23 protein-coding genes and 1 riboswitch are annotated in these 21,612 nt (G+C 44.4%); of the genes, 9 read left to right on the forward strand and 14 right to left on the reverse strand.

Translation table 11 applies throughout. The features are described 5' to 3' along the window. Positions 1-273: 273 nt before the first annotated feature. Genes JGK07_RS09035 through JGK07_RS09045 form a run of 3 tightly spaced genes read right to left on the reverse strand, consistent with a single transcriptional unit; the run spans position 274 to position 2,383 of the window. The gene (locus tag JGK07_RS09035; RefSeq protein ID WP_293185353.1) at positions 274-1,422 is read right to left on the reverse strand and encodes a methyltransferase domain-containing protein; all 1,149 of its coding nucleotides are present in this window, start codon (positions 1,420-1,422) and stop codon (positions 274-276) included. Positions 1,423-1,460: 38 nt separating this feature from the next. Beyond that, entirely contained in the window at positions 1,461-2,015 is a 555-nt protein-coding gene (locus JGK07_RS09040; RefSeq protein WP_293185355.1) for a hypothetical protein, read from the reverse strand. Further along, positions 2,012-2,383 carry a hypothetical protein gene (locus JGK07_RS09045; protein ID WP_293185357.1) on the reverse strand — a complete coding sequence of 124 codons (372 nt, stop codon included), beginning with the start codon at positions 2,381-2,383 and terminating at the stop codon, positions 2,012-2,014. The genes JGK07_RS09040 and JGK07_RS09045 overlap by 4 nt, the downstream gene beginning before the upstream one ends. 429 nt (positions 2,384-2,812) lie before the next feature. Here JGK07_RS09045 and JGK07_RS09050 point away from each other — a divergent pair, with 429 nt between their 5' ends. Genes JGK07_RS09050 through JGK07_RS09060 form a run of 3 tightly spaced genes read left to right on the forward strand, consistent with a single transcriptional unit; the run spans position 2,813 to position 5,552 of the window. After that, positions 2,813-3,877: a metal ABC transporter substrate-binding protein gene (locus JGK07_RS09050; protein WP_293185359.1), complete on the forward strand. Its 1,065-nt coding sequence runs from the start codon at positions 2,813-2,815 to the stop codon at positions 3,875-3,877. A gap of 41 nt (positions 3,878-3,918) precedes the next feature. Next, a complete protein-coding gene (locus JGK07_RS09055; protein ID WP_293185361.1) occupies positions 3,919-4,695 on the forward strand; it encodes a metal ABC transporter ATP-binding protein in 777 nt (258 codons plus the stop codon). Beyond that, positions 4,695-5,552: a metal ABC transporter permease gene (locus tag JGK07_RS09060; protein WP_293241677.1), complete on the forward strand. Its 858-nt coding sequence runs from the start codon at positions 4,695-4,697 to the stop codon at positions 5,550-5,552. The genes JGK07_RS09055 and JGK07_RS09060 overlap by 1 nt, the downstream gene beginning before the upstream one ends. A gap of 91 nt (positions 5,553-5,643) precedes the next feature. On the opposite strand, the gene JGK07_RS09065 is transcribed toward JGK07_RS09060, so the two are convergent. Both JGK07_RS09065 and JGK07_RS09070 read right to left on the reverse strand, forming a co-directional pair. Further along, the gene (locus JGK07_RS09065; protein ID WP_293185364.1) at positions 5,644-6,222 is read right to left on the reverse strand and encodes a Uma2 family endonuclease; all 579 of its coding nucleotides are present in this window, start codon (positions 6,220-6,222) and stop codon (positions 5,644-5,646) included. A gap of 135 nt (positions 6,223-6,357) precedes the next feature. Beyond that, positions 6,358-7,776 carry an ABC transporter substrate-binding protein gene (locus tag JGK07_RS09070; protein WP_293193169.1) on the reverse strand — a complete coding sequence of 473 codons (1,419 nt, stop codon included), beginning with the start codon at positions 7,774-7,776 and terminating at the stop codon, positions 6,358-6,360. A 117-nt stretch (positions 7,777-7,893) separates the two neighbouring features. Here JGK07_RS09070 and JGK07_RS09075 point away from each other — a divergent pair, with 117 nt between their 5' ends. From JGK07_RS09075 to JGK07_RS09085, 3 genes are read left to right on the forward strand one after another with little or no spacing between them, the layout of a single operon-like run. Further along, positions 7,894-8,091 carry a hypothetical protein gene (locus JGK07_RS09075; protein WP_293185367.1) on the forward strand — a complete coding sequence of 66 codons (198 nt, stop codon included), beginning with the start codon at positions 7,894-7,896 and terminating at the stop codon, positions 8,089-8,091. A 16-nt stretch (positions 8,092-8,107) separates the two neighbouring features. Further along, complete coding sequence (locus tag JGK07_RS09080) at positions 8,108-8,410, forward strand: UPF0175 family protein (RefSeq protein WP_293185368.1); 303 nt, start codon at positions 8,108-8,110, stop codon at positions 8,408-8,410. Beyond that, positions 8,403-8,747, forward strand: coding sequence for a type II toxin-antitoxin system RelE/ParE family toxin (locus JGK07_RS09085; RefSeq protein WP_293185370.1), 345 nt, complete (start codon positions 8,403-8,405; stop codon positions 8,745-8,747). Before JGK07_RS09080 ends, JGK07_RS09085 begins: the two co-directional genes overlap by 8 nt. A gap of 190 nt (positions 8,748-8,937) precedes the next feature. Here JGK07_RS09085 and JGK07_RS09090 read toward each other — a convergent pair whose 3' ends face one another. The 6 genes from JGK07_RS09090 to JGK07_RS09115 all read right to left on the reverse strand — a co-directional run bounded on the left by JGK07_RS09090 (position 8,938) and on the right by JGK07_RS09115 (position 14,378). Further along, entirely contained in the window at positions 8,938-11,034 is a 2,097-nt protein-coding gene (locus tag JGK07_RS09090; protein WP_293241674.1) for an SPFH domain-containing protein, read from the reverse strand. A gap of 251 nt (positions 11,035-11,285) precedes the next feature. Next, a complete protein-coding gene (locus JGK07_RS09095) occupies positions 11,286-11,483 on the reverse strand; it encodes a hypothetical protein (protein ID WP_293209158.1) in 198 nt (65 codons plus the stop codon). Then, positions 11,398-12,291: a DUF2207 domain-containing protein gene (locus JGK07_RS09100; protein WP_293241671.1), complete on the reverse strand. Its 894-nt coding sequence runs from the start codon at positions 12,289-12,291 to the stop codon at positions 11,398-11,400. The genes JGK07_RS09095 and JGK07_RS09100 overlap by 86 nt, the downstream gene beginning before the upstream one ends. A 194-nt stretch (positions 12,292-12,485) precedes the next feature. Further along, the gene (cbiQ, locus tag JGK07_RS09105; protein WP_293185376.1) at positions 12,486-13,286 is read right to left on the reverse strand and encodes a cobalt ECF transporter T component CbiQ; all 801 of its coding nucleotides are present in this window, start codon (positions 13,284-13,286) and stop codon (positions 12,486-12,488) included. After that, positions 13,283-13,615 carry an energy-coupling factor ABC transporter substrate-binding protein gene (locus tag JGK07_RS09110; RefSeq protein WP_293185377.1) on the reverse strand — a complete coding sequence of 111 codons (333 nt, stop codon included), beginning with the start codon at positions 13,613-13,615 and terminating at the stop codon, positions 13,283-13,285. Before JGK07_RS09110 ends, cbiQ begins: the two co-directional genes overlap by 4 nt. A gap of 4 nt (positions 13,616-13,619) precedes the next feature. Continuing rightward, positions 13,620-14,378 carry an energy-coupling factor ABC transporter permease gene (locus JGK07_RS09115; RefSeq protein ID WP_293199114.1) on the reverse strand — a complete coding sequence of 253 codons (759 nt, stop codon included), beginning with the start codon at positions 14,376-14,378 and terminating at the stop codon, positions 13,620-13,622. 21 nt (positions 14,379-14,399) lie between these two features. Next, a riboswitch (cobalamin riboswitch) is annotated at positions 14,400-14,564 on the reverse strand. Between the two features lie 194 nt (positions 14,565-14,758). Here JGK07_RS09115 and JGK07_RS09120 point away from each other — a divergent pair. Both JGK07_RS09120 and JGK07_RS09125 read left to right on the forward strand, forming a co-directional pair. After that, complete coding sequence (locus tag JGK07_RS09120; protein WP_293185379.1) at positions 14,759-15,433, forward strand: Uma2 family endonuclease; 675 nt, start codon at positions 14,759-14,761, stop codon at positions 15,431-15,433. A 249-nt stretch (positions 15,434-15,682) separates the two neighbouring features. Continuing rightward, positions 15,683-17,257, forward strand: a complete 1,575-nt coding sequence (locus JGK07_RS09125) for an FAD-dependent oxidoreductase (RefSeq protein ID WP_293185380.1) — start codon at positions 15,683-15,685, stop codon at positions 17,255-17,257. Positions 17,258-17,462: 205 nt separating this feature from the next. Here JGK07_RS09125 and JGK07_RS09130 read toward each other — a convergent pair whose 3' ends face one another. After that, on the reverse strand, positions 17,463-19,619 hold the full coding sequence (locus JGK07_RS09130) for a pentapeptide repeat-containing protein (protein WP_293185381.1): 2,157 nt from the start codon (positions 19,617-19,619) through the stop codon (positions 17,463-17,465). A gap of 25 nt (positions 19,620-19,644) precedes the next feature. Next, complete coding sequence (locus tag JGK07_RS09135; RefSeq protein ID WP_293185382.1) at positions 19,645-19,959, reverse strand: hypothetical protein; 315 nt, start codon at positions 19,957-19,959, stop codon at positions 19,645-19,647. 298 nt (positions 19,960-20,257) lie between these two features. On the opposite strand from JGK07_RS09135, the gene JGK07_RS09140 reads away from it, so the two are divergent. Then, the gene (locus JGK07_RS09140) at positions 20,258-20,707 is read left to right on the forward strand and encodes a hypothetical protein (RefSeq protein ID WP_293185384.1); all 450 of its coding nucleotides are present in this window, start codon (positions 20,258-20,260) and stop codon (positions 20,705-20,707) included. Positions 20,708-20,757: 50 nt separating this feature from the next. On the opposite strand, the gene JGK07_RS09145 is transcribed toward JGK07_RS09140, so the two are convergent. Then, on the reverse strand, positions 20,758-21,405 hold the full coding sequence (locus JGK07_RS09145; RefSeq protein WP_293185386.1) for a Uma2 family endonuclease: 648 nt from the start codon (positions 21,403-21,405) through the stop codon (positions 20,758-20,760). Between the last annotated feature and the right edge of the window lie 207 nt (positions 21,406-21,612).

Raw genomic sequence — 21,612 nt, forward strand, 5'->3', positions numbered from 1 at the left:
AATTGGTAATTGGTAATTGGTAATTGGTAATTGGTAATTGGTAATTGGTAATTGGTAATTGGTAATTGGTAATTGGTAATTGGTAATTGGTAATTGGGATTTGTGGGGTGGGCTTCTAGCCCGCACAAAAATTAAATTTAAATACTATCAACTGCAATATGTCATTGCGAGCTCTTAGCGAAGCAATCCCCGAGATTATGCGATTGCTTCGCTAGGAGCTCGCAATGACAATGACAGCAATTTGTATAGACGCGGTTTCAACCGCCCAATCTTCTATTTGCTGCGTTCATCTTTTTCTCTCAACTGCCAAAGTTGAATCTCATAACAAAGATGCTTTTCAAATAGTTGACTCGCCTCCAATCCTTCAACCACCAATTTCTTAAACCAGCGGCGAAATATCCAACGCAGAATTTTATGAATCGGCGGAACCGCGATCGAAATTAAATCTGCAACATAAATCATTGTGTTCAGTCCATACCTGCGGAAAGTATCGACATACAAATCAATTGTTGGTACAATATGAGCAGAAATATCCTCAGCTTTTACTAAATTAAACCCCGCTTGCATCAATGCAGATTCCAGTTCTTCCACAACATGACAGTTAGAAAACATTCCTTCTGTATAATCACGATTAGAGCGCAACATATCCGCAAGCAGTACGTATCCTCCAAGATTGAGCACCGCCGCCGCACCTTTAGCTATATCGACAGCAGACATATATTGACTGCTTTCGCTAAAGAGGACTAAATCGTAGGAATGGGTGGCTTGGAAGTCTTCAAATTTGGTGAGGTGGAAGATGGCGCGATCGCCTGTACACTTCAGAAAGCGCTGTTGTTGGAACGGATCGGGCGCTAGTCCTTCGACTCCAAAAGCGCGATCGAGCAAATAAGCCGCATTTCCCCCAATCCCGCATCCTACATCTAGGACAGTCTTAATGTCTTTCGGGATAAAATCTAACAACTTATCCGTATAAGCTTGCTGGGCGATGCGTAGCCGCGCGAGTGTTAGTTCATCAGCGGGCACAGGTAAGGTTTCCCAATAGCCATAGTGAAGATAGGGAGATTCTGTCAAGCCCAAATAGTAATTCAGCGCTGCATTTTGGTAGCGAGTTACTTTGGAAATTTCGATTGATGGTGATTTCGGCATAGGGAGAATTGAATAAACTTTAGGATTTCCGGGAGGGTTAAAATTCTTCCCAGTGCTTGCATATATGTTAATAGCACGCGAACCGCATAAATTGCCAACTTTTGCCACAAAATCCCAAATTTTCTTGTCATTCGTGATCGACAAAAACACAATTACATAGTTGAGTTCGTAGGTGGCAATGATTTCGAGCAGACTTGAAACAGTATTTTCCTCTAGTTTTAGCTGTTGCAAATAAGCATTAGCCTGCAACCAGGAAGTGAATCGCCAATCATACAATATCTATACTCAAATTAACAAAGTTATTAATTAGAGTATTATAAAGTAGCTGCTACTGTTTCACGTACAGAATCAAGAAAGTGAACAATCTCCTGCATAACTGAAGACGATCGCAAAATCTCAATATCTTCATTAGTCAAATGATCGATTATTTGTGAGCGATCGTGAATATTTTCTGATCGGGCAATCAATTCTTCTAAAGCTTTTCTAGGTTGACAAACTGCCAAGTCAAGTACATCTTGAGGAGGAATGTATCCTATCAACCGCGAAAGCAAAGAGACATCTTGAAAAAAGATAATTTCTATTTCAGGAACAGCAGAAACTACTTTAAATGGTGTCTTACCCGCTACAAATTCAAGTATTTCTTCAATATCGTTGCGACGTAATTCAACTAACTCCGGTACTACTGAATCTGCATCAAATACGATCAGAACTGGTACTCGCCGCCGCACAATTAAAGACATAGCTAGTGACTTAATATTATATACTTTACCACCAACAACAACTCCCACATCAGTGAGTAAATTTTCTGGTAGCACAGTTTTAAGTAGTTGTGCATCAAAAGCCCCTTCACAAAGAATGTAAGTAATCATTGAATATCTCCCTCGATAACGTTGTAATTAGGCAATCCTTCTTCTACACAGGCACGGTATTTTAAAGTTAATAGTTCGCAAATTTTTTCCTGTTCTAAGGCATATTTTAGTTCTGCTCCATTCCACATCAGAATCGCCTGTGGCAGCGAAAAGTATGAAAGGCTAACAGCCGCATTGGTGAACCCAGTACGACTAAAAATTAATCCAACTGTACCTGCGGGACGACGTAAAAGTTGATTGCGAAGTTTAGCAATAGGAGTAAGATCAACTGTTTTGTCTGCAAAATCTTTGCTTTCAACTAAACAAGAAAGTCCCACACAATGGACAGCGCCATCAATTTGTTCGACTACCTCATCAAAAAGTGTCACGCTGTAAGGCCATTTTACCTCTGCACCATCAAGTTGAAATGCTCGGATAATCAGGTACTCAAAGGCTTTACCCGCGTCCCATCCTGGAGTGCTACGATTCTCGATATTGTTCCATAGAGTTCGTAACTCATCCCAAAGAATGATTGAATCATTCTTTGGTAATCTTTTTCCGCAACCAACTATAATACCTCAGCAATTATACACTTTTCAATCAGCGATCTATTTAAGTTTATCATATTCAAAACTTGTGGGTAGGCATCGCGTCTCCCCAAAACAGGCTTCTCACTGAAGAGTCTATTTTGCTGATCCGATCGCCTATTTACCCTCACTGTTCATGCTTCTTTCATTTTCCCCGATTCTGTGATAAATTTAAATAATGAAAAGATTATGAAAATTAGCGATAGTCGATCGGGCTGTCTGCCGTAATCTGTGGCAAATTTAGCTAGCATTTTGGAATATATGCTCAAAAAGCGTCAAATTATGACTCCATCTCGCCCTTTCCCCCTATCTCTCCTCTCCTCTCCCGTTTGGAAACAATATCAGATGATTGGATTGGGGCTGTTGCTGGGAGTGTGCGTCACCGCGTGCAACACTCAGACGACGGTAGAGCCTCAAACCAATCAAAATCGAGATTCTAGCCCTACTGCCACCGATTGGTTCCGAAAAGACAAAAAAGTCATTCTCACCACCTTTACGGTGCTGGCAGACATGGCGCAGAACGTCGCTGGTGACAAGCTAACTGTTCAATCCATCACAAAGCCTGGGGCGGAAATTCACGGCTATGAAGTCACTCCTAGCGACTTAAAACGAGGGCAAGGTGCTAGTCTAATTTTGGATAACGGATTGAATTTAGAACGTTGGGCAACTCGATTTTATAACAGTTTGCCAAAAGTTCCTCGCATTACTGTCAGCGAAGGAATCAATCCCATTAATATTGCCGAAGATTCCTACAAAGGTAAACCGAATCCTCATGCTTGGATGTCACCTAAAAATGCCTTAATTTACGTTAGAAATATTCGCAGAGCTTTATCAAATGCCGATCCAGCCAATGCTGCAACCTATGAAGCGAATTCGACAAAATACAGTCAGCAAATTGAAGCGATCGATGAAAAGCTCAAACAAGCTATCTCAGCGATTCCGCCAGAAAAACGCTACATAGTAAGTTGTGAAGGCGCCTTTTCTTACATTGCGCGCGACTACGGCTTGAAAGAAGTTTATATTTGGCCTGTAAATGCCGAACAGCAATCTACACCGAAACAAGTTGAACGGGTGATTAATACAGTCAAAGCAAACAAAATCCCCGCCGTATTTTGCGAGAGTACCGTCAGCAACGAAGCACAGCTTCAAGTAGCAAAGGAAACCGGGGCAAAATTTGCCGGGGTGTTTTATGTCGATTCCCTCTCTCCATCGGAAGGCCCTGCATCAACCTACCTTAAGATGCTTGAATACAACGTCAATACTTTGATAAAAGGACTACAGGGTAATGGGGGATAGGGCATTGGGCATTGGTAATTTGGTAATTTGGAGAAATTGGTATGGATAGAATCAGTATTGACATTGAAAATGTCACGGTTGCTTATCATGGTAAAGTAGCCTTGCACAGAGCCTCTCTGCAACTTAAAGCGGGGACAATTTGCGGTTTGGTGGGGATGAATGGTGCGGGAAAATCAACCCTGTTTAAGGCAATTATGGGGTTTGTGAAGCCAAACACCGGACGAATTTTAATTAATGGCTTGCCGATCCGTCAAGTGCAAAAAAGCAATCTGGTTGCCTATGTGCCTCAGTCGGAAGAGGTAGATTGGAATTTCCCGGTGAACGTTTATGATGTGGTGATGATGGGGCGCTACGGCTACATGAATCTGTTGCGGATTCCGCGTTCGATCGACAAACAAGCGGTGCGAGAAAGCTTGGAAAGGGTGGAAATGTGGCCCATGCGCGATCGCCAAATCGGAGAGTTATCCGGGGGACAAAAGAAACGCACCTTTTTTGCGCGGGCTTTGGCGCAACAAGCAAAGGTTTTACTGCTAGATGAACCCTTCGCCGGAGTTGATATCAAAACCGAGAAAATGATGATTGATTTGCTGATGGAATTGCGTCAAACAGGCCATACAATTCTGGTTTCAACTCACGATTTAGAATCGATTACTACATTTTGCGACCAAGTAGTATTAATTAATCGCAGTATTCTCGCCTACGGCAACACCTCAGAAGTGTTTACAGAAGAAAATCTTTCCCGCACCTTTGGCGGTTCGGTTGGTGATTTTTCGTCTGCAAAAAGTCGGTTAACTCAAGTGAATCGGGAGAAGCAATAATGGACTTAATTCAGTGGTTTACCGCACCGTTGCAGCATGAATTTATGGTGAAGGCGATTTTAGTCAGCGCCTTAGTAGGGATTGTTTGTTCGGCGCTTTCGTGCTATATGACTTTGAAGGGATGGGCTTTGATGGGCGATGCGGTTTCCCATGCGGTGATGCCGGGGGTTGTGATTGCTTATGTGCTGAATATTCCTTTGGCGGTGGGGGCGTTTGTGTTTGGTGTGGGCTCGGTAATTGCGATCGGCTTTATCAAAGCAAAAACTCGCGTTAAAGAAGATACAGTGATTGGTTTAGTGTTTACCGGATTTTTTGCCTTTGGTTTGGTGTTAATTTCTAAAGTCAGAAGTTCGATCGACTTGACGCATATCTTATTTGGCAATGTTTTAGGTATTTCCGATTCAGATATTGTTCAAACTGTGATTATTAGTGTCATTACCTTAGTGACGCTGGCAATTTTACGCAAAGATTTAATCCTGTTTTGTTTTGACTCGACTCACGCGCGATCGATCGGTTTAAATATCACTTTCCTTTATTACGTGTTGCTGTCTTTGCTATCGCTGACAGCAGTTGCGGGACTTCAGACAGTCGGGATTATTTTAGTAGTAGCAATGTTGGTAACTCCGGGGGCTACGGCGTATTTGTTGAGTGATAATTTTGACCATATGACGCTAATTGCGATGACTTCGGGAGTATTTTCTAGCGTAATGGGAACTTATATCAGCTATCACATTGATGGTTCGACAGGCGGATGTATTGTGGTGCTGCAAACGCTGCTGTTTGTGTTGGCGATGGTTTTTGCCCCGAAATATGGTTTGTTGGTGAGATCTAGGGACTCAGGGGCGATCGGTGAATAGATCAGAAATCAATTATCTTTATTTCTTAGTCCGCGGAGGCGGACATTGTTTGTGTAGCAGCGGTTTTAACCGCCGAGCGATCGAGAGGTAACTATTCACTAAACTCAATATTTTCATACAAATCTGCTACCGAAATTTCCACCTGCACAGACGTTAACATCAGCCGATCGCCCGCACAGCTATATTCCGAAAAAATCCACTTATTCGCATCAGTTTTAGAATACTGTTGCACCTGTACTCGATATTGGTCGATTAATAAATATTCCTGAAAACTCGGGATACTGCGATAAGCCGCAAACTTGTCATCTCGATCGTAAGCCCTAGTACCTTTAGATAGCACCTCAGCAATCAACAGAGGATTAGTGATTGTATCAGTGCGTCCAGATTGGAGTTCAATTGGTTTTGCCACCACCATCACGTCTGGATAAGTATAATTATTAAGTTGCGGAACCCAAAGCCGCTGATCGGATGCAAAAATACTGTAAGGTTTACCCTTAAGACTCACCCTCAAAATAGCGTTTAAGATGCTCGTGATTTCATTGTGATTCGGTGTGCCGCCAGCCATCAGAATAATCTCCCCGTTGATAAATTCATGTCGATCCAGAGAATTAACTTCAGCTTCTAGATATTCTTGGGCCGTGTAGGTTTTGGTTTCAACTTGCGCGATCATATACAAGGCTCTCCTTTAATCTACTTATTTTAGTATATCTTAAAAATCGCTTAAAAACAAGCCGGGGCGGGTTTATGAGATTGTCGGTTTTTGGCAAATATTGTTGGTGAACCCGCCCCTACAGTCCGAATAAATTTACCGCAACAGGGAAAAGTTATAGCCAGTTTTTCCTACTGCTTTAATTTGCACTAAAATTGGCGAACCCGCCCGATCGCCACTTGGCAAAAACTTCACATCCTCGCTAGCTCCCGGTGTCGAGAAATTCGGGCTTTTGAGTGCTTGCTGCAATCCTTCCCGCGTATTACTTTGCTGCAAGCCCGCGATGACAGCTTGAGCCGCATCATAACTCGTTGCGGTGCGCCAATTTACTACTCCTCCCCAGCGCTGACTGGCATTTTTTGGGAAAGTGCTACCGGGATTCGTTTCAGGATGCCAGGGAACAGGCAAAACAAGCCCGTCAACGCTCTTTTGTCCATCTTTTAACGTTTGAAAGGTGTACATTGTGGTGCTGCCGTAGAGTGGCAATTTGCCTTGATTGGTGCGAGCTAGAAAAATTGCGCGATCGATGCGATCGATGTGAGGTGCTAACATCAATCCTTGTGCGCCTTTGCTGACTGCATCGGCGATCGCAGTGTCGGGATTAAAAGAAGGGAGTGAAAAGTCGCAAACAGTAGGAACTATTGTGCCTTTAGCAGCAGTTAGAGCTGCCACAAATTCATCTCTAAATGATATATTATCGGGTGCTTTCGAGTCATAGCAAATAGCAATATTAGTTTTGCCTGTTTTGACAGCATATTCTGCTAAGGGAGCGGCCATGATGCTAATATTGGGAACAGTCCGAAAGATGTAACTGCCAAATCCTGATAAATCATTAGCAAAGCTTGTCGGTGTCACCATTACCAGTTTTTGTTGCTGATAGATTGGCGCAGCTTCGAGAGAGGCGTTGCTGGCATTGTGTCCAATTATTGCTAGTATACTGGCATCTTTTGTCAATGTGTTTGCAACTTCTTTGACAACTCCTGGATCGTTGTCATCGTTGACAATTTCTACTTGCAGTTTTGCGCCATTGATACCGCCGCTCTTATTGACTTCAGATTGAGCTTGAGCCACTCCTCGGAGAATTTCTTGGGCGACATTGGGGTTGCTACCAATGGGGACGCTGACAGCAATTTTTAACAAGGAAGGGTTACTGCGGGCTGCGGCATTATTTAAATAAATAACTGTTTCTGGATCGTTGCGATTTTTTTGCAGCGAAGCCTGAAAACTTTGCATCGCAGCAGAGTAATCTCCTTTACCAAAAGCATCAACGCCTGCTTGTTTGTCTGGTGTTGTTTGCGATGTCACCAATATCTGATTTCCTAAACTGATGCGAGTTGCGATCGCACCCGATGGACTCGCACCTGCTGTAGGTGTAGATCCAGGTGTAGGTGTAGATGTATCTGAACTTTTGGATGCGAATAAACCGGGAAGGAATTTGAATACACCAAACCCAATTAAGCCGAGGGCAATAATAAAAACAATGGGTGGCGGGCTTTTCCTTTTATCTTGGGACATAATCTTTTCTCCTTATATGATTTCTACAGAAAAGTTATTAACTACAATCAGTATTCAAGAGATTTTGGTTAAAGTCAATTCATTAAATTCACTAATTTAAACTCATAAAAGTCATATTTGGATGTTTGGGGTGGGCAAGATGCCTCCCCCACAGGGGTTTCAGGAATTTTTGCTGTGTGCGATCGCGTTTATGGTGCGATCGTACACAGTGCATTTCCAGGTAATGCTAGGATCGTAGAACAAGTAAGTGCGATCGGCTTTGGTAAATTCATGTGTTTGTGTGCAACTATAAGTTCGATCGTCTTATATCTCTGAAATTAAACCTTAAATCATGCAAATTACGATCGCCCTTCCCGACAATCTACCTCTGACTGAAGCCGATGTACGACTCGAACTTGCGATCGTACTTTATCAGCAACACAGCCTCCGTCTCGATCAAGCCGCTCAACTTGCTGTAATGTCTGTGGACGACTTTTACCAACTATTAATCGATCGCAATATCGTCATTCCACCCGCAGATATCGATGACGAGCCCGCCGAACTTGTCCTAGCCAGCCTCCGTACATCCCTACAGCAAGTTAAAGAAGGTAAATTACACCCTATTTCCGAACTGTGGGATGGCATAGATGACTAACGAGACACCCCAAATCGAGCTTGTCTTTTCCGATGAGTTCAAAACGCGACTTCGCACCCTCATTAAACGCTATCGTAGCATCCGCACCGACCTAAAACCGCTACTTGACGAGCTACAGTCTGGCAACTTCATCGGCGACCAAATCCCCGGAACTGGCTACACCGTATTCAAAGTTCGCCTGAAAAACAGCGACATCCAAAAGGGCAAAAGTGGTGGCTATCGAGTTATCTATCAACTCAGCGGTGATACCTACATCTTACTCGTCGTTATCTACTCGAAGTCAGACCAAGATGACATCCCAGCCAATCAAATTCGAGACATTATCGATGGATCTTGAAAAAGCAACTAAATAATAATGCTACAGCGATGAGTGGACTACAAGTAAGTGCGATCGGCTTTGGTAAATTCATGTGTTTGTCTCCAAATGTAAGTGTCATAATTTTGCACCTCTAATTCCCTAAATAGTAAAGTTTTAGACAAAAAGCCTTCAGAGAGGACAGTCGTCCTCTCTACCAATTACACTCAACTCAAATATCTAACAATTCACCAAATGCTGCATCAATATCAGTCTCAGCAACAGCCACAGACTGAGCAACTGGTGAACGATCAGGAGACTCCACCGACTCCACCGAATGCACTTTTACTACAGGTGATTCGGCCACAGGTTCCACAACAACAGACTTAGATTTCTTCACATTAATTACAGGCGAATCTGCTCCATTTTCTCCATTTTTACTTGTTTCATTCCGCAGCAACATTGCCATCAAACCATCCAACAAACCCCCACTACCGCCGTTACCATTGACTGTGACATCGGGAACAACGCGAACGCTACCATCCGAAACCGCTTGCATCAATTGCAACAGCGTGTAACTCTGCGTACCGAGGGCATTAACACCAACTTGATAAGCATCCGCTTTTGCTTGTCCCATTAACCGAATCCCTTCTGCTTCACCACTTGCGTGTTCGATCGCAGCAGTTGCACTCAATTGAGCAATTTTCACCCCTTGTTCCGCCGCTACCACCTGATTTTGAATATTGGCGATCGCAGTTGCGCGCACCAATTCTTGACGCTGATACTCTGAAATCCGCTGTACTTCGTAGGTTTTTTCCTGTTCCTGAGCAATTTTGCGATCGGTCAATGTTTGCATCAACTCTGCTGGCGGCGAAATCAAACCGATCAGCGTGTCCACAGCCTGCACGTCATAGGCACGTAAGGCTTGACGGACGTGTTCGGCGGCCTCTGCTTGGCGTTCGCTGCGTGCGATTAAAAAGTCGAGAATCGTATATTCTTGAGCCGAATTCCGAAAGTAATTGCCCACAATTGGACGCAACACTTGGTCGATGAGATTTTGCATCGAACCTTGCCGCGAAATGACTCTCGGTGCATCCAAAGTACCGATATGAATGATTTGAAAAACTTCTAACTCAAAGGTAAATCCGTCAAAAGAAAGCAATTTCAAAGCGCTTAATTTCGAGTCGTAGCCGTGTTCTCCGCTGAACCGTGTTGTGAAGTTTAAAACTACATCGGTAGTGGGAACAAGTTCGACTTTCATCACCTTTGTATTGATCGGATGTTTGCCTGGGTAAAGCGGTTCTACCCACACGCCTTTATCACCTTTGTTGACGAGATTTCCGTGGGTAAAAGCCACACCGCTGACATCTTTGTGCGATTCCCCTACATAGGAAATGACTACGCCAACATAGCCGATCGGCACTTCGGTCATTTTCACTTCTTCAACTTTCACAAACCAAGGGTTCAGGTTCCAAGAACCAGATAAAATTACCTGTTCTTGCAAGCCCCTGCGCCCGCCACCTTTGATGAAGGATTGCGCTTTTTGGAAGTTGTCGTGACCGGGAATAATCGGCCCAGCGATTTCACCTTCATCAATCGGAACCCCGTCGAGCACGTTGGCGATTCCCACGAGATCCGGAGCAAGTTTGTATAGATGAAGTTCTGATGGCTGCATACCTTTTGCAGCGGCATTAGCTGAAGTAATCACCTCAAATACAGCCGTATTGATTCGATAAGTACCAGTGGTGAGAATTGCTAGTTGCCGTCCTTTTTCGCCACCGTCGGTGAGGAATTTGCGGGCATTTTGGTAGTTGTCGCAATCGACGACTTTGCCTAAAATGCGATCGGAGGGAATAGTGGCTCCGTCATTGGCAATAATTAACCCAATTTCATCTTGAGGGACTACAACAACAGGTTCTTTGCGAACGCTATATTGCCAGGGAAAATAACCAAAATGCCAGCCGGGAGGAAGGGTATCTGCTTGCAAACCTCCTTCACCATCAAGGGCAATCAATCTACTGGATGGCAAGTTTTTGCTGGAGAATTTCTTGGTAACAATGCCTACTTCTCGTTCGCCGATCGCAATTAAGCCCAAAGTCCAACCAATTTTGGGGATAAACATGAACACAAGGAACATTGCGCCTACGGGAAAGATCCAAATCGGGATGGTAAAACCTTCTTCTGTCGCTGGTTGGACTGGTTGGGGTTGGGGAGGTGGCGGATTGGTTTGTGCGGGAGTTGGTGGGGCAAAAGTGCCTGCTAGTGCGATCGTGGTTGCTACAGATACTGCCAAGGGTAAAAGCTTGCGAAGCCAACGTGATTTAGTCATAGTTTTTAACCTGCTTTAAGCTCAAATGTACGGGAAATTTGTTTACTACAATCAGTATTCAATAGATTTCTGTTGAGGTCAATTCATTAAAGTCATGAATTATGTTCATAAAAGTCATATTTTGAATATGATTTTGTAGGGAGTGCGATCGGTTTATCTCAAAATCAAGCAAATTCGGACACGGCAATGCCATTTCCCTACCCGATTATTTGTAGGGAAACGGCATTGCCGTCTCCTGAATTTGGGGGATATCAATATATCAACGGATAGCCAGAAACCGGGTTTTTTCCGAAATACTTCGCTATAACCCACAGATTAGCTAAAAACCCGGTTTCTTTGATTGTGGCGTAAGTCCCATTGATATCAACCACCACCGCCACCGCCACCACCGCCGCCACCGCCACCACCGCCACCGCCACCGCCACCGCCACCACCGCCGCCACTGTCATAGTCGCTACCACCGCTACTAAGACTATCACTGCGAGCACTGCCACTAATCGAAAACATCACAAACCCGAACCAAAACATTACAAAAATCATGGGAAAGCCCGCTTTTTCCGAAGTAGATTGAGATTGATTACCATTTTGTTGCCAAGTAGGTTGACGTATATTCAGAATTGCCTGCGGAAATGTAATCTGCACTTCTAATTCTTGTTCCGGTAGAATAGCCTGACTTGCCACAAATTCAAAAGTTTTAGGATCTACTTGACGGGGAACTGCTGCTGCACCAAAATTGGTAAACGACAGAACTTTCCCTGATAAAGCTGCTGGTAATTTCACCGTAACTTTTCCGCTATTGATTGGAGCTTTTCGACCTGCTGCAATCGCTTTCCAATAAACTAGAGTATTCCCACCATCTAACTGCAATCCACCTACCACACGATATTTAATCACAAAAGTATGTGTGTCTGGCGGCTTTAATTCATGTTGCCAACGAATCCAAAGTTGATTGTTTTCAGTTCCAGTGCTACTGGTAATTATTTGATTATTTTCGGCAACGGTCACATCTTGAATTGCATCGACTTTATCTAACGGAATATAGCGATACCGTTCATTGTTGTATGCTGCTGTGAATACATATTTTTGCGTTTCCGTAACTAACATATCTCCGTTGGTCTGAACATCGATCGCAACATTGATGTTGTCCCAGTAGAACGGTAGTTGTTGGGCTGCTGCATGAGTTACTGTGACTAACAGTAGGCTTAATGATGCTAGTAATGAAAAAGCTATTTTTTTGAGGAGTCGTTTATTTATCATAGGATTTCCACAAGATAAGTGTTGACTACAATTATTCAACAGGTTTCTTGTGGAGTCAATTCATTAAAGTCATTGATTATGTTCATAAAAGTCATATCTTCACTCAGGATAGAGGAGACGGCAATGCCGTGTCCCTACCCAAAATCATATTGTAGAGACACGGCACTGCCGTCTCCTCATTTCTTTATTTATTTTCAACTTTGAAATAACACACTTAACAAAGTTAAAACCGTGCACCCAAACACGGCTTCAAATGTATATCTTCGCGAAGTTTTGTAAGGGGAAGAATGCCAAACCCGCAATTCTCCATTAAAGCCACGCGATGCTAAACTCAACGAAACTTGACGGTAATTTACCAAAGTTCGCTGAAGTAATTGCCCGATTAAAATGCCTAAACTACGCATTCCCAGTTTCCAAGTGCGATAGCCACAGCGCGAGTTTTGGGCGATCCAAAGTTCATCTGCGATCGCCAATAAGCTAAAAATAAACCGATACATCAACAACAAAAGTTCTGTCAACAACGGCGGAAAGCGCAATTTTCTGAGGATTTGCAAGGTTTCTGTGAATGGCACCGTCAACAGGATGAAATACATACAACTTGTCGATGCCAAGGTGCGCGGGAATAACAGACTCACTTGGTATAAGCCAGTGCGACTCACATACAGATACAAATTGCCGATGCTAATTCCCCAACCTTGCCAAATATCCCACTGCATTGCCGGGATTTGATTTAACTCAATTCCATTAATCGCCAAAGCAGGCAAACTCGTCAGCAAAAACATCAACGGTAGCGACAACAACCGCAGATAAAGTTTCCCCGGAATGCCCGCATAGATGACGATCCAGACTGCTAACCACAGGGCGATCGACAATTGGACGATCGCCCCAGACAGCAGAGATAGAATCAAAAGGGCGATCGCAAACGATAATTTGTGAGTTGGCGGCAACCCACGCAAACGATTGGTGTAAGCCAGACTATCAATCTGATGATTCATTCCAGCGGCGATTTATCATCAGATTGCTGAGATTGCGATCGACCTTTATAAAGCCCGATCGCATATCCGATCGCACCAGCCCCCAGCGCCGCTTGAGTCGCAAATAATAGACTGGCAATTTCAGCGCTAGGCGGTTCAAACAAGTGATTGAACCAAGGTTTATAATCGGGTTGAATTTCGGTAATTGCTTTCTGTGCGCGATCGTCCGATCCGCCGTATTCACCCCGCACAAAAACTAGGGGAATCACCGCAAGGGCGACAACTGCAATTACTAACATCCAATTTTGTTGCGAACTAGCTTGCTGATTTTTTGTAGGTTTTTGATTCACGACTTTATGACTCCTGTTTCAATAATTTCAGAATTTCTAACTCTGGTTTTCCGTAAGAATGCAGCCAATTCCAAACCAATAAAGTCAGCAATCCCTCACTAATCGCCAGAGGTACTTGAGTAATCGCAAAGATACTAGCAAACTTGAGAAACGAAGCCATAAAACCGCCACTCGCTGCCGGAAAAGCCAATGCCAACTGCATCGAAGTCACCACATAAGTCAGCAAATCTGCCAAAGCAGCCGCACAAAAAATTGCCAACCTTTGTTTACCAGTTCGCATCAGCAATTGATAGATAAAATATGCAGCAAACGGCCCAACAATCGCCATCGAAAACATATTCGCCCCCAACGTTGTCAGCCCGCCGTGCGCTAACAATAACGTTTGAAACAACAGCACTAAAGCACCAAGTACAGCCATCACCGAAGGGCCGAACAAAATTGCACCCAAACCCGTACCCGTTGGGTGAGAACAACTCCCCGTTACCGATGGAATTTTTAAAGCAGAAAGCACAAAAGTAAACGCACCCGCCAAAGCTAGTAATAGTTTAAGTTCCGGGTGTTCTTTGGTAATGCGAGTAATTTCACGCAAACCCAACACAAAAAAAGGCAAAGCCACCATCCACCAAAACGCAGCCCATTGTACAGGCAAAAAACCTTCTGAAATGTGCATAGCAGCGGCCGGTGTTGCCGAACCCAAGACAAGATAACAACTCAAGCCAGCCATCAATCCCAGGCTGACTAATTTCCGATTTCGCGCCTTCATCAAGTACCTCGCGGATGAGACTATGTGAACCAACACATCGGCGGGCGTTCTGACTTGAGAGGTAGAGGACTGAAGTCCTTACTACAAACCTCATTACAGTTGCGGGACAGCGTTGGATTTGCACCAAACTTTCCCCGTTTCCTCTAATGGCTGTTCCCCATTAGAACCGACTGCTTAGACATAGTTTAGTCGATCGCGCAACTCTGGGCCGATATTTTACAAAAATTAATTCAGATCAAATAAGTCAATATTACCTATCATCTTGCTTTTCTTCCTTTTCTTACTTAGCGTCTTTGCGATCCATAATATTCTTAATCAAATACAAAAGAACACCCAACAACTCAATGCTATAATATTAATGAGTTTTGAGAAAAGCCGCCATGTTAAATTACAACTTCCCGAAGCACTGGCCCTCAGCAGAAGAACTACCAGACTCAGATGAAACACCAGTGGATAACGAACTGCAAGAATTAATACCAGGATTGCTGAAAGCAATATTGCTCATAATTTGGGCAGAACGCATGGACTGGTTTTTTGGCATAGATATGGGTCTTTACCATCACCCTGACAAACCAGCTATTGTGCCAGATGCTTTCTTGAGTTTAGGTGTGGAAAGGTTTTATGACGAAGAATTGCGTCCCAGTTACGCGGTATGGGAGGAAAAAGTGATGCCAACTTTTGTCCTCGAAGTTGTTTCCCCAACTTATCGCAACGAATATACCGCCAAGTTGGAAGAATATCAAAGTTTAGGCATACTTTACTATGTCATTTATTCTTCTCGCCGCCGCAAACCCCGTTTGGAAGTACATAAGTTAGTCAATGGCAAGTATGAGTTACAGCCAGGAAATCTAGTTTGGATGCCAGAAATTGGTTTGGGAATTGGTTGTGAAAGGGGCAATTATTCTGGGGTGACAAGGGAATGGTTGTATTGGTACGATGCGGATGGCAAACGCTATCTGACTCCTGAAGAACAGGTGAAGGAATTAGCCCAGCGCGCCGATCGACTAGCTGAACGATTGCGCGAGTTGGGGATAGATCCTGATAATATAAGCTAATTGAGAGGAAAGAGTGCCAGAATGACGCAGCCTGCGGGCGATCGCCAACCGAGTTTTTTCACCGATCGCGATCGCCCTAAACGCAAGATTTTCCCGAAAATCCCGATTTTTGCGTCCCGAAATGTGTGAAAATTATCAAAAAAATTAGGAAAGATGCGGCCTTATTTGGAACAGACAGAGAGTTTGATGGCAAAAATTGAGATGCAGATCGACAAAATGGCGATCGGGAGACGTGATTAAATAATGCTCATGGATCTACGTTCTTACGATATCATCTGCTTTGGTGATGAAGTTCCAGGAGTTCTAGCTGTTATCTCAGCAGCCAGAGAATACCGCCGCCGGACAAAGCTTTATCCGCGAGTTTTGCTGATGTCTAAAGGAAGCTTGCAAGAAGGAATTGGCGGACATTTAGTCAGAGGCGGCCTCGCTTATTTAGATCGAAGTCAGGTTAGTCAAGAACTCCAAAAATCTTTAAATTTAGACCCCTTCGGTTCACCGCCGACAATCTATAAAGAATTCCTGCAAAAATCTGGTGTCAGCGCGATCGCCCTTGACCCCAGCAAAGCCACCGCAGCCCTGAAAGCAATGCTGGTACAAGCAGGAGTTGCACTCCTGGGCAAAGTAGAAATTAAATCAATCAATAAAGAAGGCAAAAAAATTACTAGCATAATTACCTCAAAAGGGACAGTTTATGTAGCAAAACAATTTATTGATGCCACTGTCAATGGCGAATTAGCTCAAGCCGCAGGTGTGCGAAAGCTGAATGGATTTGAAACCTTTGGTTTGCCTAACTCAGAACTTCCAGTCACCCTAGTTTTTGAAACTCAAGGACTCAGTGTCAGAAGACTGAAAGAACTCGATTATATTTATCTAAAACGCTTCACAAACCTTGCCGATTCTGAGGCTCAAAAATTTTTGCTGTCTGCTGCGGGGAAAGATGCCAAGCTAGCAGAAGAACTCCGCCTGGAAATGATCGACACCAGAGGAAATCTCAAAACTCTGTGGGCGGGCAACGATTACATTGATGTGCGATCGCCAGCTTTGTCTGTAGCATACCACTCTTTTAGAGGCAGAAAGCTATCTTTTTCTGAAACTGGCATAATTTTAGACGAAGGAAATATCGCCATACTTCCAGACGAAAGACTTTCGTGGAATGCGCTGTTATTTGCAGTCACTGGTAGCGAAGCAGAAGCCTTAGCGAGAAACGGGAGCAAACCCACAGCTAATATGCAAAAAGAGATGTCATTTCTGACCACTTGGCTGAAAAGTTTGGGGGCTACCTATGTTACTCCGGCTTCAGAACTTTATATCAGACACGCTGGGAATGTGACGGGAGTTGTAGAACCTTTAATAGGCGCACAAATGCTGCATGGTGGCGTACCAGCTACTGAAGCACTGGGAACATTTAGCTATCATTTTGATGTCCGGGGAGGCATTCCGGGGATTGGCGACAAAGCAAAGAGTCGAGGGTGGTTTAAAAGTCTGATGTTCCAACAGCCTACCTTCAATATTGGCATCCGCCACGCATTAATGAACAATGTTCCTAACCTGGCAGTTGTCAGTCCCTGTTCTGGATTTGAAGGGCTTGCTTGTGCTGTGGGCAGAATTGTAGAATTCAATGTAGCAGTTGGTCAAGGTGTCGGTATTGCGGCCGTTAATGCCATTCTCAATAACAAAAATTTAGCCGATATATCTAACCGAGAAGTCAGACAAGTTCTAGTTGAAACAGGCCAGTTACCTAAAATTTTTGGAGTTGCAAATAACACTGATGGAATGCTATTAGCACAATTCGAGACTCTTGTAAGTGCCGATGCTATTGCATAATATAGCACTTCTCAAAAAGGTAAGGCACGTTGTTGGGCTTCAGCCCTTCTTATAAGGTACGTTGTTGGGCTTCAGCCCTTCTTATCTAATTGGTAGTATGTGGAGCCATCCATCCTACCAAACAAAAGACAGAAAAATAAAGGTTCGTAGTGAGGGCTTTAGCCCGCAAAAAAGAAGGACTAAAGTCCTCACTACGAACCAAGTCTTAATTTTTTGGCGGGCACTTCGGATGAGTCCCTCCCTGCAAACAAATGTAAGCAATTTGACTTTGATCTAAATTCTTAGCCTCGGAAAAATTAACACCTTGGAATCGACCTGATTTGCTACCAGCCTGACTTTGAATAAACTGATCCGAAGTCCCCTTCCCCAGGAAAACAGCGCCTTGAAAATTAGCTCCCGCTAAATTCGCACCTCTAAAATCAACCGAACTCACGTCCGCATTCCGCAAATTAGCATCTTGCAATCGAGCATCTTTTAAATTCGCGTTGGCAAGTTTAGCCGAACTTAAATCAGCATTTTGTAAATTTGCGCCGCTCAAATCAGCACCGGACAAATCAGCACCTTGCCATTCCGATTTAGACAAATTTGTTAGAGATAACTGAGTGCCTTGAGCCTTGACTTTGCCCAAACGCGCACTTTCTAAATTGGCTCCCGAAAAATTGGCGCTGCCGATATCTGCCCCGGTAAAGCTTGCCTCTTTTAACATTGCTTGCTGCAAATTCGCCCCAATTAAAAGACTGTTGCTAAGATTAGCTCCATTCAAATTTCCGCTTGACAAATTAGCTTTGTTCAGAACAGCGCGCACAAAAGTAGTGCGGTTCATTACGGCGCTGTTAAAAGATGCTCCGGTTAAATTTGCTCCTTCAAAATTAGCTTCGCTTAAGTCAGAAATCCAATCGTCAAATGTGCCAGGACGCCTGTCTTCGCCGGTGCCATAAAAGCGAATTCCCTGCAAGCTGGCATTTGTTAAATTGGCTTTTCTCAGCTTAATTCCTGATAAGTCAACTTTGTCTAATACTAAAGTAAACTGACCCGGGCCGGCAGGACTTTGACCTAAATCTGTGCGGCTCAGATCGGCGCCGTTGAGCTGGCTGCTATACACTGTGAGAATTTTGCCGATCGCCCTTTGCACTGTTCGCTGGCGGGTAGCCGCTAACTCGCGTTCCGGAGTCTTTCCACCGTAGCGCAGGGATTCGAGGTCATTGCTGAGGGCTTGGTTCAACCGCTGCAAATCAGGTAAAGCTTTCGGCCCGGTACTGACTAAAGCTTGCTGGATCGCGTCCAGCATCGCCTTGCTTTCTTCTTGAGCCAGCAAATCCGCTAACAGGGGTACGGCGCGGGAGTCTTCCACCGCCCCCAAAGCCAAAATAGCCGATCGCCTCCCCGATGTTCCGCTAGCCGAAGCAGGAGACAATTTGCTAACTAAAGCTACAAATAACTCGTCATTCCGCTGCCGAGAATCCCGCAAATTAGCTTGACTTTGAGTGTAGATCAGAGTGCCAACAAACAAACTTAAAATCAATCCCGCACTGCCAATAGTAACTATCACTAAAGTTGTCCCCGGATGTTGGCGAATCCAATTCCACAGACTGGGATCTTCTTTCATATTGGTTTCTGGAGTCAAAACCAAAGCCGCAATTTGCGCGTCTTCCTCAGTCCAATCTTGACTCTGGACAGGATTGGGTGACAGTTGGTGCGATTCCCTACGGGATAGCTTCGCTTCACGACTATTGACCACCAAAGTATTCGCAAGGCGATCGTGCCCCGATTGCCGTTTGTAGCGCAATCCAAAAGCGCCATCTGCCAGCACTGCCAAGCCGCTCAACGCCCCTAAAATGATTAAATCTGGAAACGCGCCAGTCAAGCGCCAAACCCCGTAAGCGACGCCCAGAGGCACTCCCCAGCGCCCCAAACTTTCGCGAACCAGCACCCGCGCCCAACCCGGAGGAGTACCCGAGGCTGTGACAACTTTCACTCCGAACCAGCGTTTCGGGAGAGTTTGACCGATTCTGGCGAGCAAAAACAACTGCCACGCCGCTAAAGCTGCCGGCGCCAGCAGCGCCCCCGACCAGAATAGATTAGTTAGGGGTGCAACTCTGGGGTTGCGATCGCGCACGGGGATGGCCAAAACACGGGCAACAGTTTCCGATGCTGCTGCTACCGAGGGATTGAGTGGCACGGTTTGAGCTTCTTTGTTAACCAGTGCCCCGATACTGAAGGGAACCAGGGCGCTAGCTGCGATTAACGAAATTTCAACAGTCCAAGCGCCACACCGGCGAACCAGCAGTGGCATTGGCTGGGATTGTCTTTGCCAAGACGGATCGGGTTGATTAATATCACCGGGTGCAGTTGGGTTAGACATATTTATAATTTCCTATTGTTAATCCTTAGTTGGAGGAATCAGGAGATATTGCCAATTTATACGCTATGTAGATTAGCACTCCGAGAACGCCAAGAGTCATCACGGCGGAAAGTAGCTGTACGATACTATTGAAGACTGTCAGAACAACGATCGCTCCGACGGCAAAGACTGCCACCTGTCCCGGTTTGGGGAGTTTCTGAAACTTCTCTAGAGATTGATTGTAGAAGGTTCCGATCGCTTGATAGCTGTCTGGATTTTGTTGGATGAGAGGCGATCGTTCTAGTTTAGCTTTGAGTTCTCCGATCGCTTGCTGCCAATTGAAGTTATTTTGAGGATTCATAAAAAAAATCAGTAGTTAAGTAGAAGGAAGAAGTCATTAGTCATTAGTCATTAGTCATTAGTCATTAGTCATTAGTCATTAGTCATTAGTCATTAGTCATTGGTCATTAGTTAACTGTCAACTGTCAACTGTCAACTGTCAACTGTCAACTGTCAAAGACATACACAGCAAGCTTGTTAGCGATCTATATTTTACTTTAATTAGGTAGATTTTACTTGATTGAGATCCACGTGTTTGGAACCGCAATTATCATCTATCGTCTAAAGAAGTAGGACTAAATCCCATTGTGTGAGGAAATATGAAGATACACTGTGCGGGCGATCGCGACAAACGGTGGTTTAGCCCGATCGTAACCGTAGCCTTGGCAATGATTTTAGCGGATGCCGGAGCTATTCGGAGCCAACCGCTGCAAATTGCTCCAGGATTTCCCGAACCGCTGAGAGTTTCGGGAGTTTCCGGCGGCCCGAACAATAGTGGCGACTGCGGTTTCGTGGCCCAAGGCCCCAACCAAGTCATCGAAGTAACGCAGGATTTGCCTTACTGGCGGATTGCAGTACAAACTGCGGGAGCTCCCAGTTTGATGATTCAGGGGCCGAGGGGTCGTTTCTGCGTCCTACCGGCGAATGCTGCTGCGGGGAATGTAGAATTTTCTGGTTATGGAGACAAGGGGACTTACGTGATTTTCGTGGGCGATCGATCGCAAGGTCAACACCCTTATTCTCTCTCAATTTCCCAACAGCGAAATTAACAATATAACGGGATGATAACGCTTGGTGTCAAAAAACAGAAGATTTCATATCAATTTTGTACTTGCTCTCTAACCCATTTGCGAAACAATCGGAGAGTTTGACTCGTCCCCGCGGTTTGACTTTGTTCGCAATATTGAGAAATCGCTTCAATAATTGGCAGATTGGGAAATATCGGACTAAATTCCGATTCAACATATTTCCCATCTTCAAGAACATTAATCTCAAGCCTTTTATTTTCATAGCGCCAGATTTCCGGGACTCCCAGCGCCTCGTAAGCATCCAGTTGAGTCTTGGAAGTGAGATCGACTTCAATTGCTAAATCCGGCGGCGGATCGACAGTTAAGTCGATGCGCTTTTTGCCAATCATTCGAGCGTAATTCTGGATGTAAAAACATTCATCAGGCTCAATTCCTTGCAACATACTTTTTCGTTTGAAAGTCGTCGAACCAAATGGTTCAAAGTCAATTTCAAGTTCCTCAAACAAAATTTTTACTAAATAGCCAATAATAATTTTAGCCTTCTCATGTTCTGGTAGGGGCATCCTAATCTCCAAAGTTCCTTGACTGTAAGCTATTCTAGAGCCACGGTGTTCTCCGAACTCCTCTAAAATCGCCTCAAATTCCTGCCAGTTGACATCGTTCAACAGCAGTCTATGTCCTGGCGGCACACTGATTTGCCTTAATTGCAGCGTTACCATTTCAACCTCCGATTTATTTAAATTTATTATAACTTGTGCATTAAGGTATGTTGTTGCGCTTCAGCGCTCTTTCTTATACATCAAGCAGTACGGTTCACTTAAGACTGCTAGTCAAAGGTACGTAGTTGCGCTTCAGCGCTCTTTCTTATATATAGAGCAATACAGTTAACTGAAAACTGGTAGTCAAAGGTACGTAGTTGCGCTTCA

It is taken from the genome of Microcoleus sp. PH2017_24_DOB_U_A, assembly GCF_020738205.1.
Classification (GTDB): domain Bacteria; phylum Cyanobacteriota; class Cyanobacteriia; order Cyanobacteriales; family Microcoleaceae; genus Microcoleus.